Source organism: Shewanella algae, from assembly GCF_009183365.2.
GTDB classification, from domain to species: domain Bacteria; phylum Pseudomonadota; class Gammaproteobacteria; order Enterobacterales; family Shewanellaceae; genus Shewanella; species Shewanella algae.
Genome location: NZ_CP068230.1, coordinates 2,913,046 through 2,927,969, shown reverse-complemented (window position 1 = coordinate 2,927,969; position 14,924 = coordinate 2,913,046). Strand labels below are relative to the sequence as shown.

16 protein-coding genes are annotated in these 14,924 nt (G+C 52.2%); 8 read left to right on the top strand and 8 right to left on the bottom strand.

Features of this window, described 5'->3' with window-relative positions; translation table 11 throughout:
* Window positions 1–28: 28 nt before the first annotated feature.
* Window positions 29–823, top strand: coding sequence for a TIGR00266 family protein (locus E1N14_RS13150; protein ID WP_025011123.1), 795 nt, complete (start codon window positions 29–31; stop codon window positions 821–823).
* A 152-nt stretch (window positions 824–975) separates the two neighbouring features.
* Here E1N14_RS13150 and E1N14_RS13145 read toward each other — a convergent pair whose 3' ends face one another.
* The gene (locus tag E1N14_RS13145; protein WP_025011122.1) at window positions 976–1,296 is read right to left on the bottom strand and encodes a hypothetical protein; all 321 of its coding nucleotides are present in this window, start codon (window positions 1,294–1,296) and stop codon (window positions 976–978) included.
* Window positions 1,293–1,757 (bottom strand): EVE domain-containing protein, encoded by a 465-nt coding sequence (locus E1N14_RS13140; protein ID WP_025011121.1) that lies wholly within the window; start codon window positions 1,755–1,757, stop codon window positions 1,293–1,295. Before E1N14_RS13140 ends, E1N14_RS13145 begins: the two co-directional genes overlap by 4 nt.
* Before the next feature lie 143 nt (window positions 1,758–1,900).
* On the opposite strand from E1N14_RS13140, the gene E1N14_RS13135 reads away from it, so the two are divergent.
* Both E1N14_RS13135 and E1N14_RS13130 read left to right on the top strand, forming a co-directional pair.
* A complete protein-coding gene (locus tag E1N14_RS13135) occupies window positions 1,901–2,251 on the top strand; it encodes a DUF6508 domain-containing protein (RefSeq protein ID WP_025011120.1) in 351 nt (116 codons plus the stop codon).
* Between the two features lie 331 nt (window positions 2,252–2,582).
* Window positions 2,583–4,304, top strand: coding sequence for an AMP-binding protein (locus E1N14_RS13130; RefSeq protein ID WP_025011119.1), 1,722 nt, complete (start codon window positions 2,583–2,585; stop codon window positions 4,302–4,304).
* Between the two features lie 63 nt (window positions 4,305–4,367).
* Here E1N14_RS13130 and E1N14_RS13125 read toward each other — a convergent pair whose 3' ends face one another.
* On the bottom strand, window positions 4,368–5,357 hold the full coding sequence (locus tag E1N14_RS13125; RefSeq protein ID WP_062793384.1) for a cytochrome-c peroxidase: 990 nt from the start codon (window positions 5,355–5,357) through the stop codon (window positions 4,368–4,370).
* Between the two features lie 346 nt (window positions 5,358–5,703).
* On the opposite strand from E1N14_RS13125, the gene E1N14_RS13120 reads away from it, so the two are divergent.
* From E1N14_RS13120 to E1N14_RS13110, 3 genes are read left to right on the top strand one after another with little or no spacing between them, the layout of a single operon-like run.
* On the top strand, window positions 5,704–6,468 hold the full coding sequence (locus E1N14_RS13120) for a substrate-binding periplasmic protein (RefSeq protein ID WP_025011118.1): 765 nt from the start codon (window positions 5,704–5,706) through the stop codon (window positions 6,466–6,468).
* Window positions 6,469–6,520: 52 nt separating this feature from the next.
* Complete coding sequence (locus tag E1N14_RS13115) at window positions 6,521–7,549, top strand: DUF2817 domain-containing protein (protein WP_025011117.1); 1,029 nt, start codon at window positions 6,521–6,523, stop codon at window positions 7,547–7,549.
* Complete coding sequence (locus E1N14_RS13110; protein WP_062793385.1) at window positions 7,542–8,318, top strand: alpha/beta fold hydrolase; 777 nt, start codon at window positions 7,542–7,544, stop codon at window positions 8,316–8,318. The genes E1N14_RS13115 and E1N14_RS13110 overlap by 8 nt, the downstream gene beginning before the upstream one ends.
* 66 nt (window positions 8,319–8,384) lie before the next feature.
* On the opposite strand, the gene E1N14_RS13105 is transcribed toward E1N14_RS13110, so the two are convergent.
* Entirely contained in the window at window positions 8,385–8,792 is a 408-nt protein-coding gene (locus E1N14_RS13105; RefSeq protein ID WP_025011114.1) for a YccF domain-containing protein, read from the bottom strand.
* Window positions 8,793–9,139: 347 nt separating this feature from the next.
* Here E1N14_RS13105 and E1N14_RS13100 point away from each other — a divergent pair, with 347 nt between their 5' ends.
* Entirely contained in the window at window positions 9,140–10,078 is a 939-nt protein-coding gene (locus E1N14_RS13100) for a 1-aminocyclopropane-1-carboxylate deaminase/D-cysteine desulfhydrase (RefSeq protein WP_037437241.1), read from the top strand.
* A 1-nt stretch (window position 10,079) separates the two neighbouring features.
* On the opposite strand, the gene E1N14_RS13095 is transcribed toward E1N14_RS13100, so the two are convergent.
* Together E1N14_RS13095 and E1N14_RS13090 are read right to left on the bottom strand one after the other, a co-directional pair.
* Window positions 10,080–10,316: a hypothetical protein gene (locus E1N14_RS13095; RefSeq protein ID WP_037437240.1), complete on the bottom strand. Its 237-nt coding sequence runs from the start codon at window positions 10,314–10,316 to the stop codon at window positions 10,080–10,082.
* Window positions 10,317–10,630: 314 nt separating this feature from the next.
* Window positions 10,631–10,804, bottom strand: coding sequence for a hypothetical protein (locus tag E1N14_RS13090; RefSeq protein WP_093983382.1), 174 nt, complete (start codon window positions 10,802–10,804; stop codon window positions 10,631–10,633).
* Between the two features lie 513 nt (window positions 10,805–11,317).
* On the opposite strand from E1N14_RS13090, the gene E1N14_RS13085 reads away from it, so the two are divergent.
* Window positions 11,318–12,889, top strand: coding sequence for a mechanosensitive ion channel family protein (locus E1N14_RS13085; RefSeq protein WP_062793386.1), 1,572 nt, complete (start codon window positions 11,318–11,320; stop codon window positions 12,887–12,889).
* A gap of 108 nt (window positions 12,890–12,997) precedes the next feature.
* On the opposite strand, the gene E1N14_RS13080 is transcribed toward E1N14_RS13085, so the two are convergent.
* Together E1N14_RS13080 and E1N14_RS13075 are read right to left on the bottom strand one after the other, a co-directional pair.
* Entirely contained in the window at window positions 12,998–14,074 is a 1,077-nt protein-coding gene (locus tag E1N14_RS13080; protein ID WP_028780812.1) for a ketoacyl-ACP synthase III, read from the bottom strand.
* Window positions 14,075–14,161: 87 nt separating this feature from the next.
* Window positions 14,162–14,833 (bottom strand): GntR family transcriptional regulator, encoded by a 672-nt coding sequence (locus E1N14_RS13075; protein WP_025011106.1) that lies wholly within the window; start codon window positions 14,831–14,833, stop codon window positions 14,162–14,164.
* Window positions 14,834–14,924: the final 91 nt, after the last annotated feature.

The window sequence follows — 14,924 nt, the reverse complement described above, 5'->3', positions numbered from 1 at the left end:
GACCCTAAACCATTGAGGGGGAGTTTCAATGAGCAAGAACAGCCATGAAGTGGATTATGAGATCAAGGGCGAGAGCATGCAGCTGGTTGAGGTGGAGCTGGATCCCGGTGAAACCGTGATCGCCGAGGCGGGCGCCATGACTTACATGGAGGAAGGGATCAGCTTTGAAGCGCGCATGGGCGATGGCTCAGAGCCGGATTCAGGATTCTTTGGCAAGTTGATGGGGGCCGGTAAACGTATGCTGACAGGTGAAAGCCTGTTTATGACCCATTTCAGCAATCAGGGCCAGGGCAAACGTCGGGTGTCGTTCGCCGCACCTTATCCCGGCACCATCCTGGCAATCGATCTCGATGAGGTCGGCGGTGAACTCATTTTGCAGAAAGACAGTTTTCTGGCCGCGGCCCTGGGTACCCAGGTGACCATGAGGTTCAATAAGCGCCTGGGAACCGGTTTCTTCGGCGGTGAAGGCTTTATTTTGCAGAGCCTCAAGGGTGATGGCATGGCCTTTATTCACGCAGGTGGCACCTTGATCCGTAAAGAGCTTAAGGGCGAAACCCTGAGAGTGGATACCGGCTGTCTGGTGGGCTTTACCAACGGCATCGATTACGACATAGAGAGGGCCGGCTCTCTCAAGTCCATGGTGTTTGGTGGTGAAGGTTTATTTTTGGCGACACTTTCAGGGCATGGCATAGTGTGGCTGCAGAGCCTGCCGTTTTCCCGTATGGCCGACAGGATCATTGCCCATGCGCCTTCCGCCGGTGGCAGTGACAGGGGAGAGGGCTCAGTGCTTGGTGGAATTGGCCGTATGCTGGATGGGCGCTAAAGCGCTATTTGCGAAACTATCAGCAGAGATAGCAGTAAAGATAGCAGCGAAGAAAGGCAGTCAAGCGCTTAACCTATTTTGCCGACAAACAAAAAAGCCATGGTTTCTACCATGGCTTTTTGCTTTTGAACTTAGGGCTTTTGATAACGGTATCAATGTTCCAGGATCTCAATGATCCTGCGGGTCTTGTCGTGCAGCTTGAACAGTGTGCCTTCAATGTCGACCGTTATCAGGCCATCATTGCCCAGCGGCACAACCACTCGGCCGCGGGCATAGATATCATTATCAAGAATATCGCCCCTGTGATAGCGCTTCTGCCAACCCGGAGGCAAAGGTTCACCCCGGGCGGCTTTCTTTTGCAGTCCAGGGGGCAAATCTTTGTGGTCTTTATCCTGCTTGGCCAAAACGGCCGGACTGGCCAGCATGGCACCCAGGCTGATTGCTACCAAGGCTTTGGATAGTTTGTTTGTCATAGTTTCTCTCCTGCGAGTAGAAGAATACGTTGCCATTCCTGCTCTGTGACCGGTTGCACGCTCAGCCTGGCCCCTTTTTGTACCAGATACATATGTTCGAGCTGCGAGTCTGCCTTGACCTCTTTGAGGCTAACTGTTCTGGCAAACTGACGTTCAAAGCCGATATCCAACTGAAACCAACGCGGTGACTCTGGGCTCGACTTGGGATCAAAGTAGGGTGACTCTGGATCCCAGGCCGTGGTATCGGCTTTGGCCTCTCCGACGACTCTGGCAGTGCCCACCACGCCCGGCGTTTTGCAACTGGAATGATAGAACAAAATGGCGTCGCCGATTTGCAGTTCATCGCGAATAAAGTTTCGAGCCTGATAATTGCGGATCCCGCACCAGGGTTCCACCTTGACCCGCTGTAGATCGCCGATACTGAATTCATCGGGTTCGGATTTCATCAACCAGTACTTCATGCTGGCACTCCTTGAGTGTTTTTACCAGAAAAGCTTACCAGCCTGTTAAGCACTTATTCAGCAAGGCAAGGGCAGACTGACCTCATTAGATTGGTAGATTATGCATTATTGTGATAATCGATGTAAAAGATTAGGAGTCGCCTATGGCCACGCTTAGCCTGACAGCTTCAACTGCTGATTATCAAACCTATCGTCATGATTTTGCCCGCGGGGAACAGGATTACAATCCCGCGACAGTCCACAAATTTGTTGCTGAAATGAAGCGCCAAGGCATGCTGCTCAACGAGTTCAGTTGGGACGATTGGTACCAAAACAGCCATATGGTCGACAGGCCTGAATATATCGCCGATGCTTCCTTGTATGAATGCCGCTTGCTGCTCAGTGCCATGGTGCGACTTGAGCGTTTCAGCCCGGGTGTCCTGCAGAACATGCGCCGCCAGGGGGTCATGTTGGCCTTACTGGAAAGAATGCAGCAACTGCAAAAGGCGGCCTGAGAATATCCGGGGGCTGATCTTATATTGTCCATTTTGCTGCCATGATCCCGTCATCGGCAGACTTTTTATTCAGGGCTCCTTTGAGGGCCCTGATGGTTTTTGAGCCATTATTCTTTAGTCTAAAAGCCGGTTTCCTTGCTTGTTATTCCAATGCGCCATTCGTTAGAGTCGTTATGAACCCTGCGCCCAGGCCGCAGTGAAAGCCAATCATTGCCGCTGTTTTTGATACTTTTCAGATGCCGCCAATATGGCTTCACACTGTGAGGGGAGGGCCGCCGGCTCAGGGTGACAGACTCTTCCTATAACGATAAAACAACGCACGGAGGCTTAGATGTCTGCCAACAAGACAAGCAAGCAACCCAATGATTTACCTCTGTCCCAGAGCCGTTATCTGGGGCACAGTAATACTCCCTTGATAGACAAGACCATAGGCCAGTATCTGCAGGATATCTGCAACCGTTATCCGGACAACACTGCCGTGGTGATGCATCATCAGCAACTGCGCTGGAGTTATGCGCGCTATCTTGAAGAGATAGATAAGCTGGCCACAGGCCTGCTGGCACTGGGTATCGGCCCCGGGGATCGGGTCGGGATCTGGTCGCCCAATAATATCGAGTGGTGTCTGACTCAGTTTGCCACCGCCAGAATTGGCGCCATCATGGTGTGCATCAACCCGGCTTATCGCCCGGAAGAGCTGGAATATGCACTCACCAATGTGGGCTGCAAGGCACTTATCACCCACGACAAGTTCAAGTCCAGCGATTACCTGGCGATGCTGAATGAGCTGGCGCCGGAACTCAGTGATGCCGAGCCCGGCAAACTGATGTCCAGCCGTCTGCCGGAACTGCGCTGCGTTATTCGCACCGGCAGTGACAAGACGCCGGGCATGCTGAATTTCCCTGATGTATGTGCCATGGGCTCTGAGGCGGAATATGCCGATCTCAAAGGCATAGGTGAGCGTTTATCGCCCCATGATGCCATCAATATTCAATTCACCTCAGGCACCACGGGGAACCCCAAAGGCGCCACGCTGACCCACCACAATATTCTCAACAACGGCATGCTGGTGGCCGACGCCATGGGCTTTGGCCCGGACGACAAGCTTTGTATTCCCGTGCCTCTGTACCACTGCTTCGGCATGGTGCTGGGGAACCTGGTCTGTCTGGCTAAAGGTGCCACGGCCGTGTTCCCATCCGATGCCTTTGATCCTGCTATTACCCTCAAGGTGGTTGAGCAGGAGCGCTGCACCGGACTTCACGGGGTGCCGACCATGTTTATTGCCGAATTGGAGTTGGCCAACTTCCAGGATTATGACCTCAGCAGCTTGCGAACCGGAGTGATGGCCGGAGCCACCTGTCCCGAGGAAGTGATGAAACGGGTGCATAAGCTGATGCATATGACGGAAGTCGTAATCGGTTATGGCCAAACCGAATGCAGCCCGATCAATAACATGACAGAGGTGGAATCTTCATTCGAGAAACAAGTCACTACCGTTGGCCGGGCTCTACCCCATACCGAGGTGAAGATTATCGATGAGTTCGGTGAAATAGTGCCTGTAGGTCAGCCGGGTGAGGTGTGCAGCCGAGGTTACTGTGTGATGCTGGGGTACTGGAACGATCCGGCCAAAACCCAAGCCACCATAGACAAGGATGGTTGGCTGCACTCTGGCGACCTCGGGGTGATGGACAGCGAAGGTTATGTGCAGATAGTCGGTCGCATCAAAGACATGATTATCCGGGGCGGTGAGAACATCTATCCGCGGGAGATTGAAGAGAAACTCTACACTCATCAGGATATTCAGGATGCCGCGGTATTCGGGGTACAGAGTGAAAAATACGGTGAAGAGGTGTGTGCCTGGATCAAGATGCGCCCCGGCAGTACTGTCACTGAAGATGAAATCCGTCACTTCCTGACCGAAAAGGTGGCTTATTTCAAAGTGCCACGTTACATCAAGTTTGTTGAGCAGTATCCGATGACAGTTACCGGTAAAATTCAAAAGTTCCGCATGCGTGAGCTGATGTATGAAGAGCTGCACCGGGATATCAATGGCTGAGTCATTTAAACCGCAACAGTAAAAGAGAAGCGCCGCAATGCGGCGCTTCTTTATGGTTATGAATTACTTGCCGAAAGGAACCGGCCTTGGGGTATCTTTATTGGATGGCGGCAGAATCGGCAGTTCAACCTTGGGCTGTTCCCCGGTCAGCGACTTGAGGAAGGATACCATCTCCTGAGTTTCTTTTTCGGTCAACTTCTGGCCCAGCTGGATATCCGACATGGTGTTGACCGCCTCTTCCAGGTTCCAGACGCTGCCGTCATGGAAGTAGGGGTAGGTGAGTTCAATGTTACGCAGAGTCGGCACCTTGAACACCATCTTGTCAGCTTCCTTGCCTGTGACTCCCTTGCGGCCTTCGGCAGGGTTATCCGTGTGGAAAGGTTTGATGAGTCCCATCTTCATATACATGGTGCCACCGACCGCCGGGCCATTGTGGCAAGCGACACAGCCTTTGTCCTTGAACAGCTGATAACCCGCTTTGGCTTCGGCGCTGATGGCCTTTTTGTCGCCTTCCAAATATTTGTCAAAGGCGCTGTTGGGGGTCACCAGCGTCTTTTCAAAGGCGGCAATTGCATCTGTGATCCTGTCGATATTGACCTCTTCAGAGCCGTAAACCTGCTTGAAGCGGGCACGGTAAGCCGGCATGGAGGCAACGGTTTCGGACGCCAGCTCATGAGTAAAGCCCATCTCTTTAGGGTTGGCTATAGGACCTGCGGCCTGTTCCTTGAGATCTTTGGCGCGGCCATCCCAGAACTGTGCCAACATATAATCGGCGTTCAATACGGTAGGCGAGTTGATAGGACCTTCTTGCCAGGCATGACCGATCGAGGTTGGCAGGGCGTCGACCCCTCCCATGGAAAGGTTGTGACATGAGTTACAGGAGATAAACCCGGATTTTGATAATCTGGGTTCGAAGTAAAGCATTTTCCCGAGTTCGACCTTTTCCGGCTCGGTGATTTTCACCGGCTTGATAATTTCGATAGGCTCAGCCGCCTGAGCCGCAGTCATCCCGAGGGCTGCCGTTACAGCCATGACCAGTGCTTGATATCTCATTGCTATCACCTCTAATAGGCTTACTTTGTGTGTGGTTATTTGTCTATCATAGTGATGGGATAGAGGCTTTGACAGCTGTTAATATCGATTGGCTCCATCGTTGATTTAGATGGATTTTTTGTGATGATTGCCGCGGTTTTTACCTCTTGCTTTAGCTATCTTGTCTGAATCGACTTTTCTCACATTTTCATCCTGCATCACGCTTTGGGTAAAAGTGTGCTGAGGACGATACTTTTATCTTCCTGGCAGCGCTTATTAGGGCCTGTGGCTGACTGACATCGACAAGCTATACTCTGTTAACTTCCTGAATGCTTATGGGATTGGCCTTGGCAAACGGAGTGATACTATGGCAAGAACCTCAATCACCTTTTTCGGCCGGCCCGCGCTGTTCGTCCTCCTGTTGTTACTTTATAGTGGCAGCCCTGTGGCTCGCGCCGACACTCTGCAACTGAGCTCGCTTAATTGGCCACCCTACACTGGTCAGATGTTGGAACAACAGGGGGCTTGTGTTGCCGTGGTCAAAGCAGCACTCGCCGCCATGGGCCATGACCTCAAAGTCAATTTCTACCCCTGGAGCCGGGCGGTTAAATTGGCAGACATGCCTGGTTCACCCTATCTTGGTTACTTTCCAGAGTATTATCACCAAAGCGATAAGTTTATTTTTTCAAAGCCCTTTGGCTTCAGTCAATTGGCACTGGTGGAACAATCCCAGCGGCCAGTGAGCTGGCAACAGTTGCAGGACTTGCAGCGTTACAATCTCGGAGTGGTAAAGGGCTATGTTAATACCGAGAGCTTGGACCGGGCCATGGACTCAGGCCGGCAACCCTTTGAGCTGGCCAATTCCGATGAACAAAACCTTCGCAAATTAGCGGCCGCCAGAATTGATGCCGTGGTGATCGACGCCAATGTTTATCGTTACCTGCTGCGGCAAAAGGGGATGGAGGAGTTGGAAGGCAAGCTTAAACTGAATCGGCAATTGCTGGCCAGCAAGGGCTTGCTGGTGGCTTTTCGAAATTCCGAAGAGGGGCAACGTTGGCGGGATATTTTCGACCAGGGATTGGCCCGAATTGATGCCAAGAGCATATTGGAGCAACACTTAAAGTATCATTGAGTTGTCATCCAAAGCGGTTAAATTGAGCACTTTACCCCAGATGGACGGGTCTGTGACAGAAAGTGCCTATGAGCTTGAACTGCTTGCCGAACTGGAGCATAAATACCAGCAACACTTGAACGCCAGGTCTTTGGCTCAAGTCGGCTTTGCCGGTAAGTCGCTCGATGTGCGGGCGCTGGAACTGGGGAACCCAAACGCCAGGGTGCCCACAGTGCTGTTCGTCGGCGGTGTTCACGGGGTTGAACGTATCGGCAGCCAGGTGATACTGGCGCTTCTTGGCAGCCTGTTGACCCGCTGCAGTTGGGATAAGCATCTGCAGTTGATGTTAACCCAGATACGGTTGGCGTTTGTACCTGTGTTGAATCCCATCGGCCTTATCAGGGGAACCCGCGCCAATGGCAATGGGGTCGATTTGATGCGCAATGCTCCCATAGATGCCCGCGGCTCAGTGACCTTTATGGTCGGCGGTCAACGGCTTTCCCGATATCTTCCCTGGTATCGGGGCCGCAGCAATCAGCTGGAAACCGAGACCCGGGCGATTATTGACTACAGTAATGAACTTATGGCCCGCGGCAGTAGCTTGATTGTGCTCGATGCCCACTCAGGTTTTGGCCTGGTGGATCATATCTGGTTTCCCTTTGCCTGTAAGGACACACCTTTTGCCCGCCTGGGGGAGGTGTATCATCTAAAGCAGTTGTTCGAAATGAGCTACCCCCATCATTGTCACTATCATATTGCGCCCCAAAGCCGCTTCTATCGCACCCACGGTGATATTTGGGATTATTTGGTCAGTTGTAACCCCCAAGTGCCTTTCCTGCCCTTAACGCTGGAAATGGGCTCCTGGGCCTGGGTCAAAAAGAACCCCAGGCAATTGCTGCGTTTCTCCGGTTATTTCAACCCTCAAAAGCAGCACAGGCTGCAGCGTATTTTACGGCGCCACTTTACCCTAATGCAGTTCTTGCTCGATGTGGGGTATGCTCAGGTACTGGAGCAACTGCCTGAACTTCATCGGCATCACCTGGATTATCAGGCACGAAACTTTTGGTATCCACAAGCGGCGGAGAAACCAAGTCATGACTGAGCAGCAAACCTGGGTGATGATCCGCGGCTTGATGCGCGATAAACGTCATTGGCAGGCCTTTGCCGATAATCTGCTGGCGGCGGGGTTTCGGGTGGAGCTCATCGATCTGCCGGGAAATGGCGATAGGGTGGCGGATACCAGTCCCTGGGATATTCAGGATTATGCCGACTTTGTTGCAGATGAAATGTTACGGCGCAAGGTGGGTAAATGCCGAATATTGGCTATCTCCATGGGCGCCATGGTGGCCATGACACTTGCCGGGAAAAATGACACTGAAGCCGGCCGCCAAAAGGGATTTCAGCTTGAGGGGCTGTTATTGCTCAACAGCAGCGCCGCCGATCTTTCGCCTTGGTATCAGAGATTTCGGCTGCAAGCCCTGCTACGAGCCTTGTGCTCCAGAGTCAAAGGCGAGGGCATTCAATGGCGCGAGGCGACGATTCTAGCGCTTACCAGCCTTGCTCATGCCAAAGACAAGTCTCTGTGCCGTTTCTGGAGCCAACTGGCGCTTGAGGCCAAAACCACACTCGCCAATGGCCTGCGACAAATTGTTGCCTCGGCCCGCTTTCGCTCCCCGGCTAAGCTGTGGGTGCCGGCAACCATTGTTTATGGCTGTGATGATCACCTGGTTTCGCCCAAGTGCAGCGTTCGCCTGGCGGCCAAATATCGGCAAAAGCCGATTCCTTTTTGCCGCTGCGGGCATGATGTGGCGCTGGATAGGCCTGAGTTATTGCTGGAGTTGGTGCAGCGTTTGAGTCGACAAACGCCTTAGACTTGTTTGGGTAAAGCCTGAGCCCAGGTCGAAAACGAGTCAGCTATTCCGACCTGGGCTTTGTGATTAATGAGAGGCGACCACTGTCTTGCCTATGGGCGTTAAAGAGAGCAAGGCCAGTTTTAGGTGCTGAATGCCAAAAGGTATGCCTATGATGGTGACAAAGCAGGCCAGGGCGTGGGTCAGGTGGCCTATCGCCAGCCAAATCCCGAACAGCAGGAACCAGATAATGTTGCCGACCATACCCAGGGCGCCGGTGCCCAAGTCTTCGCGGCCAGAGAGCCTGTCGCGGCTGATATGTTCCTGACCGAAGGGCCAGAATGCCAGTTCACCTATGACAAAGCAGGCGCGGCCGAATGGGATACCTATGATACTGATAAAACAGAGTAAGCCGACAAACCACCAGGCCAGTCCCATGACAAAGCCGCCAAGAATAAACCAGGCAATATTAAAAATAAGACGCAAAATAGCCATTGAGTGCTCCTTTAAATGGCGGATCAGCCACACAGTTTTGCTGTAAAGCTTTGGATATTTCGATTATTAGCTAGAAGCATGCCATAATTATAACCTGTTGAATAATATTGGATATTGCTATTTCTGAGCCTAGGAGGATGGCGGCGATTGGTGATTTATACCAATAAGTGGCGATAATCATCACAGAGGGGAGCCGCAATGGATTAGCCTCCAAGCCATCACTTAGTCGGCATAAAGCCAACTGGTGCCTGTGAGGATTTGTGGCCTGAATCCTGTCCTCCTTGGCGGCAAACACATACAATAGCCATCCCTTGCACACCTTAGCCTTGAAATATATCGCCAGTGCCATGTCTTTAACCGATTTCAAACTGGATAAAACCCCAGTTCAAGCCTTTGAGTTTCGAGGTCATCAGCTGTTTATCAAGCGCGATGATCTGCTTCATCCCAGTTTCAGTGGTAATAAGGCGCGCAAGTTCCGTTATTTCCTCGACCACGACTTTCCCGGTATCAAGCGCCTGATAGGTTATGGCTCGGCCCAGGCCAACTCACTCTACTCTATGGCGGCGCTGGCCGAACTCAAAGGTTGGCAGCTGGACTTTTATGTGGATCACCTGCCGGAATGGTTGCAGCAGCAACCCCTGGGTAACTATCGCGCCGCGTTGGAATTGGGCGCACGGGTGATTGCTGTAAAGAATACGCCCAAGGCCGAGTTGATGACCGGCATGACCCTGGAGGACTTTGTCAGGCAGCATATTGTGCCTGAGTGTGAGCACAGCCTGTTTGTTCCCGAAGGGGGGCGCTGTAGTTATGCCGAATACGGCGTGGCTCAGTTGGGCGCCGAGATTTTACAGTGGCAGCAGCAACAGGCTACCCATAACCTCAAGCTGTTTTTGCCATCGGGGACAGGTACAACGGCACTGTTTCTACAGAAGTATTTTTGTGAGCAACAGGCTGATATTGAAGTGCTGACTTGCGCCGTGGTCGGCGGAGACAGTTACCTCAAGACCCAGTTGCTTGAGTTATCGCCCGATGAGGCATTGCATCCAACTATTGTTACACCCGAACGCAAGTATCATTTTGGCAAGTGTTACCCCGAGTTTTACCAACTTTGGCAAGAACTGGAGCAAAGCGGTATCCGCTTTGAGCTCTTGTACGATCCGCTCGGCTGGCAAGTGTTGCTCGACTTCTTGCGACGTGAGGGCCACAGCCAGGTATTGTATCTGCATCAGGGGGGGCTCCTTGGCAATGAGTCCATGCTTCCCAGATACAGGCGTAAATACGGCTGATTCAGACCAGCTGGTTGCGCTTGAGGATCTTATGAGTGCGCTCAGCCAAGCGCTGCAAGGATTTGAGATCGGCAAGCCCAGGCACCTCGTCATCGAGACGGGACTCCCAAAAGCATACCTCAGTGTCCAACATCTCCAGCATTTTCTTGGAGCAACCCAGGCATTTCCCGCCGCATAGGCTGGCTTCCGGCAAGTCCAGTGGAATACAGCGCCGGATCTCGCTAAGCAATGAGCGCATCGCTTCCGTGGTATTCGGTTTAATGGAGCCGGGTTTAGTCGCTCTGCTTTTAGTGGCTGTGATGGATTGATTCAAGGCAACACCGACAGATAAGTTTGTTAAGCATCAGCTTAATTCAAGTGGAAGGGTTGGAGAATGATCTGGCGCTTGATTTACTGTTTATCGCCATTTGGTCAGGCTGCTTCCCGGGATCACGGGAAAAGGCCTTGACCAAATGTGATGTTCTACCCGATTGCTGCTGGATAACAGTCCAATCTGCCTGAGCGTTCGATACAGTGAGAGGATAGGGGTATCGAGTGGGTATTTCGACAGTCTTACTTATTGGCGCTCAGCAACCACTTCATAAACTTGAGGGTTTCTGTACGCTTTGAGAAGGTTTGCTTCTTCTTGCCTTTGCTGTCGGTAAAGGCGATTGAGTTTTTGTTGATGGAAATTGAATCTACAGGGAAATTTACTGTGATTTCATGTCCGTTTACTTTGTATGACATAGGCCACACTCCTTATTTTCTGTTAGCGCCGATATTGGCGTATACAATCTTAACTATAGAAAATCCTTAGCATTTATTGCGAAAGATGCGTTGGTTGACTATTGAATGTACCCAGTTTGTCAGCCTTTATCAAGCCCCCGACAGACTGAAGTGCATACAGACACTCCGGGTGTCAGTAGAACATCAGACCATCGCCGCAGCACAGAGTTCACCACAGCTGTGTGACATTTCAATTAAACTCAGGAATTGTTAACTGAACGAATTTACTTAAGCGGCCTGGAGCGAGATGGGACGAGCTGAGGGTACCTTAATATCGTCGGCAATTATATCGACAGTTGGCTATAAGTCAAGCAGTATAAATACTGAGCCGATATATCCGGAACTACATGTTTCTGCTACTCTTTTTTGCTAAAGGTGCCAATAGCTCCCTGGTGTACTCTGGCTTGAACACAGCTTGAAGTGCTTACACCGGATGGATTGGTACTTTATCTTATAGTGGCAAGGAGCGCGTTAATGAATAGAGTGTTGATTGGCATAGGATTATTTATTCTGTTGCTCTGGCCTGGGTTATGTCCGGCGGCCGAACCTGCACCGGAAACGCCAAGCGAGCAAAGTGCTGCAGCGGCTTATGATTATCGCGACCCCTTGTTCAGGGATACCCCCAGAGGCGCCCTGCAGGGCTTTATGCAATACGCCAAAGACGGGGATTACCAAACCGCGGCCGAGTATCTGGATCTGCGTTTTCTTCCCACCGGCATGACAGCGGAGCAGGGGCCGCTCTATGCCAGGCAGTTGCTGGCGATTATCGAGCGTAATCTCTGGCTCAACCCGCAAGAGCTGGATGATACCCCGGAGGGCAAAACCGACGACAAGCTGCCCGCCTATCGGGAGGGATTTGCCCGTTTGGAAGCCGAAAAAAAGGCCTATCAGCTCCTGTTGCAGCGGGTGCCTAGCTCTGAATACGGCAGTCTGTGGAAGGTTTCCAATGCCACGGTTGCCAAGCTCCCAAAACTTTACCAGGCCTTGGGCTATGGCCCTGTGGTGGAGTGGTTTATTGAGCACATTCCTGAAGGACGCCTGTTTACCCTGAATCTGTGGGAATGGGCCATGATGCTGGCCTATCTGGCGCTGGCGTTCTTATTCGTGGTACCTGTGACCTGGTTGCTGCAATGGCCGCTTTCACGTTCATCACACCCGCTCAAGGCTGAATTGGGCGCCTTTATTCGTGGCCCTCTGCGATTCTTTGCCGCTGTGGCACTCGATAGAGCCATGCTTGCCAACAGTACCTTGAGCGCTGCGATGCAGGAGATAGTCAACACAGGCTTTTTCTTTATTCTGGCCACAGTTTGGTTGATATGGGCGCTGGTGGGGCTGGCACAGAGCAGCCTTAGGGAGCGCTGGATAGCCAAGGGCAACAAACAGGCGGCCTCCTTGTTGCGACCTCTTGGAAATTTTCTGCGGGTGGCCCTGCTGAGCTTGGCGACCTTATTATGGCTTGAGCATCTGGGTTTTAATGCCGGCACTATACTGGCCGGGATGGGTATCGGGGGGCTGGCAATCGCTTTGGCCTCGAAACAGTCGATAGAAAACCTGATTGGCACCATCACCCTCTATTCAGCCGCGCCTATCAAGGTTGGCAATATCGGTAATTTCGGCGGCGTTCGCGGCACAGTGGAGGAGATAGGGCTACGCTGTACCCGCATCAGAACTCTGGATCGTTCTGTCATTCATATGCCCAACGCCAAGTTGGCCGAAATGGAGATAGAGAATATTTCAGAGCGGGAGAAAATCCGTTTCAAGACAGAGATACGTCTCGATTACAGCACAGATGCCAAACAGCTGCAGGCGATAATCAATGATATCAAAGCCTTGCTAAAGCAACATGAGAAGGTGGACGAATCACCGATGCGGGTCACTTTCAAGGGTTTTGGCAACGCCGGGCTCGAGTTGAATGTACTGGCCTATGTCGGCACCACCAGTTTACCGGTTTATCAGGAAGTCGCCGAGGAGTTGCAGCTGGGGATAATGGCGATTGTCGCCGAGCACGGCAGCAAGATGGTGCCCGTATGGCCGGTTTCGGCCTGATACCCAAGATTGAAAACGGCAGAGGCTAAAGCCGTATAGACAATGGCAATAAAAAACGGTGCCCACGGCACCGTTTTTTTAAACAGGTCATTCGGCTCAGGCTTTATCTCAGGCCTTATCGCGATGGCAGAAATAGTCTACCGCGCGTTTTACCAGCTCAATTCCTGTCTGTTCACATGGCGGCAGGCTGGCATCGCTCTGCTTCAGCGGCGTGACTCTATCACCCCATTTCAGCAGCAAGGCGGCGCTGGTGAGGCCGGCACCAAAGGCACAGGAAAGAATATGTTGTCCTGGCTTGATCATGCCTTTTTCCAACGCATCACAGATGGCAATAGGAATGGTGGCTGCCGAAGTGTTGCCATAGTTGGCTATGTTGACGAAGGCCTTCTCTTTGGGGATCTTCATTCTGTGTACCAGAGTGTCGATGATCCTCTCGTTGGCCTGATGGGGGATAACCCAATCGACTTCCTCTTTGTCCAGACCACACTTCTCCAACACCTGGGCGCTGAGTTTGCCCATGCCGTTGATGGCGCGTTTGAAGATCTCCTGGCCATCGAATTGGATGTAGAAGTCCAGTGACTCGGCAACAAATCTGTCCATGCCTGTACCAAAGCTGGCTTTGAGAATGTCGCGGCCACCTGGATCATTGTTGAGTTCATAGCCCAGTACGCCACATGGGCTGTCTGTCGCTTCCAGTACCACGGCACCTGCACCATCACCGAACAGTACCGCGGTTTCTCTTCTTGACCAGTCGAGGTAGAAACTCAGACGTTCGGCGCCGACCACCAGGACTTTCTTGCATTGACCACTCTTGATTTGAGCGGTTGCCAAGCCAACCCCGTAGAGAAAGCCACTGCAGGCGGCGTTGATGTCAAAGGCGGCGCAGTTGGCGCCGACATTGGCCTGTACTGTTGAGGCTATGTTGGGGATCAGTGTGTCCGGGCTGGCGGTCGCCAGGATAATCATGTCCAGTTCGCTGCCTTCGATGCCGGCGGCGGCCAGCGCATGCTGAGCGGCTACAGTGGCCAATTCCGAGGTGTTGACGTGGCTGATATGGCGCTGGCTGATCCCTGTTCTGGGTTTAATCCATTCATCGGAAGTGTCGATAAAGGTGGCCAGATCATGGTTGGTCAGTACGGCGGGGGGAACGCACTTTCCCCAGCCGGTAATAGTGGCGTACTGCATTGAATTTACTCTCAAAATAAAAAGACAGAAGCCAGATCTGTCTTTTGGACAACTAAAGCGCTATTGCTTGGAAAGGGTCGTGATTTTTCAGCTCACCTGTTGGGCTACCAATTCACGAATGGCGTTGGCAGCGTGCAGTATGTGGGCCCTCAGCAGGACCACGGCCTCATCTATTTTCTTTTGCCGACATAATTGCAGCAGATCCCTGTGATCCTGCTCGGCTCTGGGGATCCCACCTGTCAGCAACAACTGTAAGCGAATATAGCGATCACAGTTGGTGTTCAGACCATGTACAACTTCCATGGTGTGGGGACGGTTGGCGGCGCGGTACAAACTTGTGTGGAACTCTGTGTTGAGCTCGCTCCAGCTGCCCACGGCATTATCCTGTTTAAAGGCGGATTCCAGTTTGTCCAGTACGGCTTCGGCCTGACGCAGATCTTCATCCTGCAGGTTTGGAATGGCTTTGGCAAGGAGATCAGTTTCAATCAGTGCTCTGAGTTCAAATAACTCGCTGACTTGCTCCACCGACAATTCGGTAGCCGTGGCGCCCTTATGGGCTTCAAACTTGACCAAGCCTTCGGCTTCCAGTTGCAAAAGGGCTTCCCTGACCGGAATCCGGCTGACATTCATCTCTTCTGCCAGAGCGCTCTGACGCAGCGGTTCGCCTGCTGCGATTTCACCTGAAAGAATTTTCTCCCGCAGCACTTCGACCACAACCTGGGTGCGCGTTTTATGAACGATGGGCGTAGTTCGGCTCATAGATCCCGTCTTTGTATACGTTATTCGGTTTTGATCCGAATAAGACTACAGCGAATGCTCAGATAAATAAAGGGAAACCACTTGGGTTTCC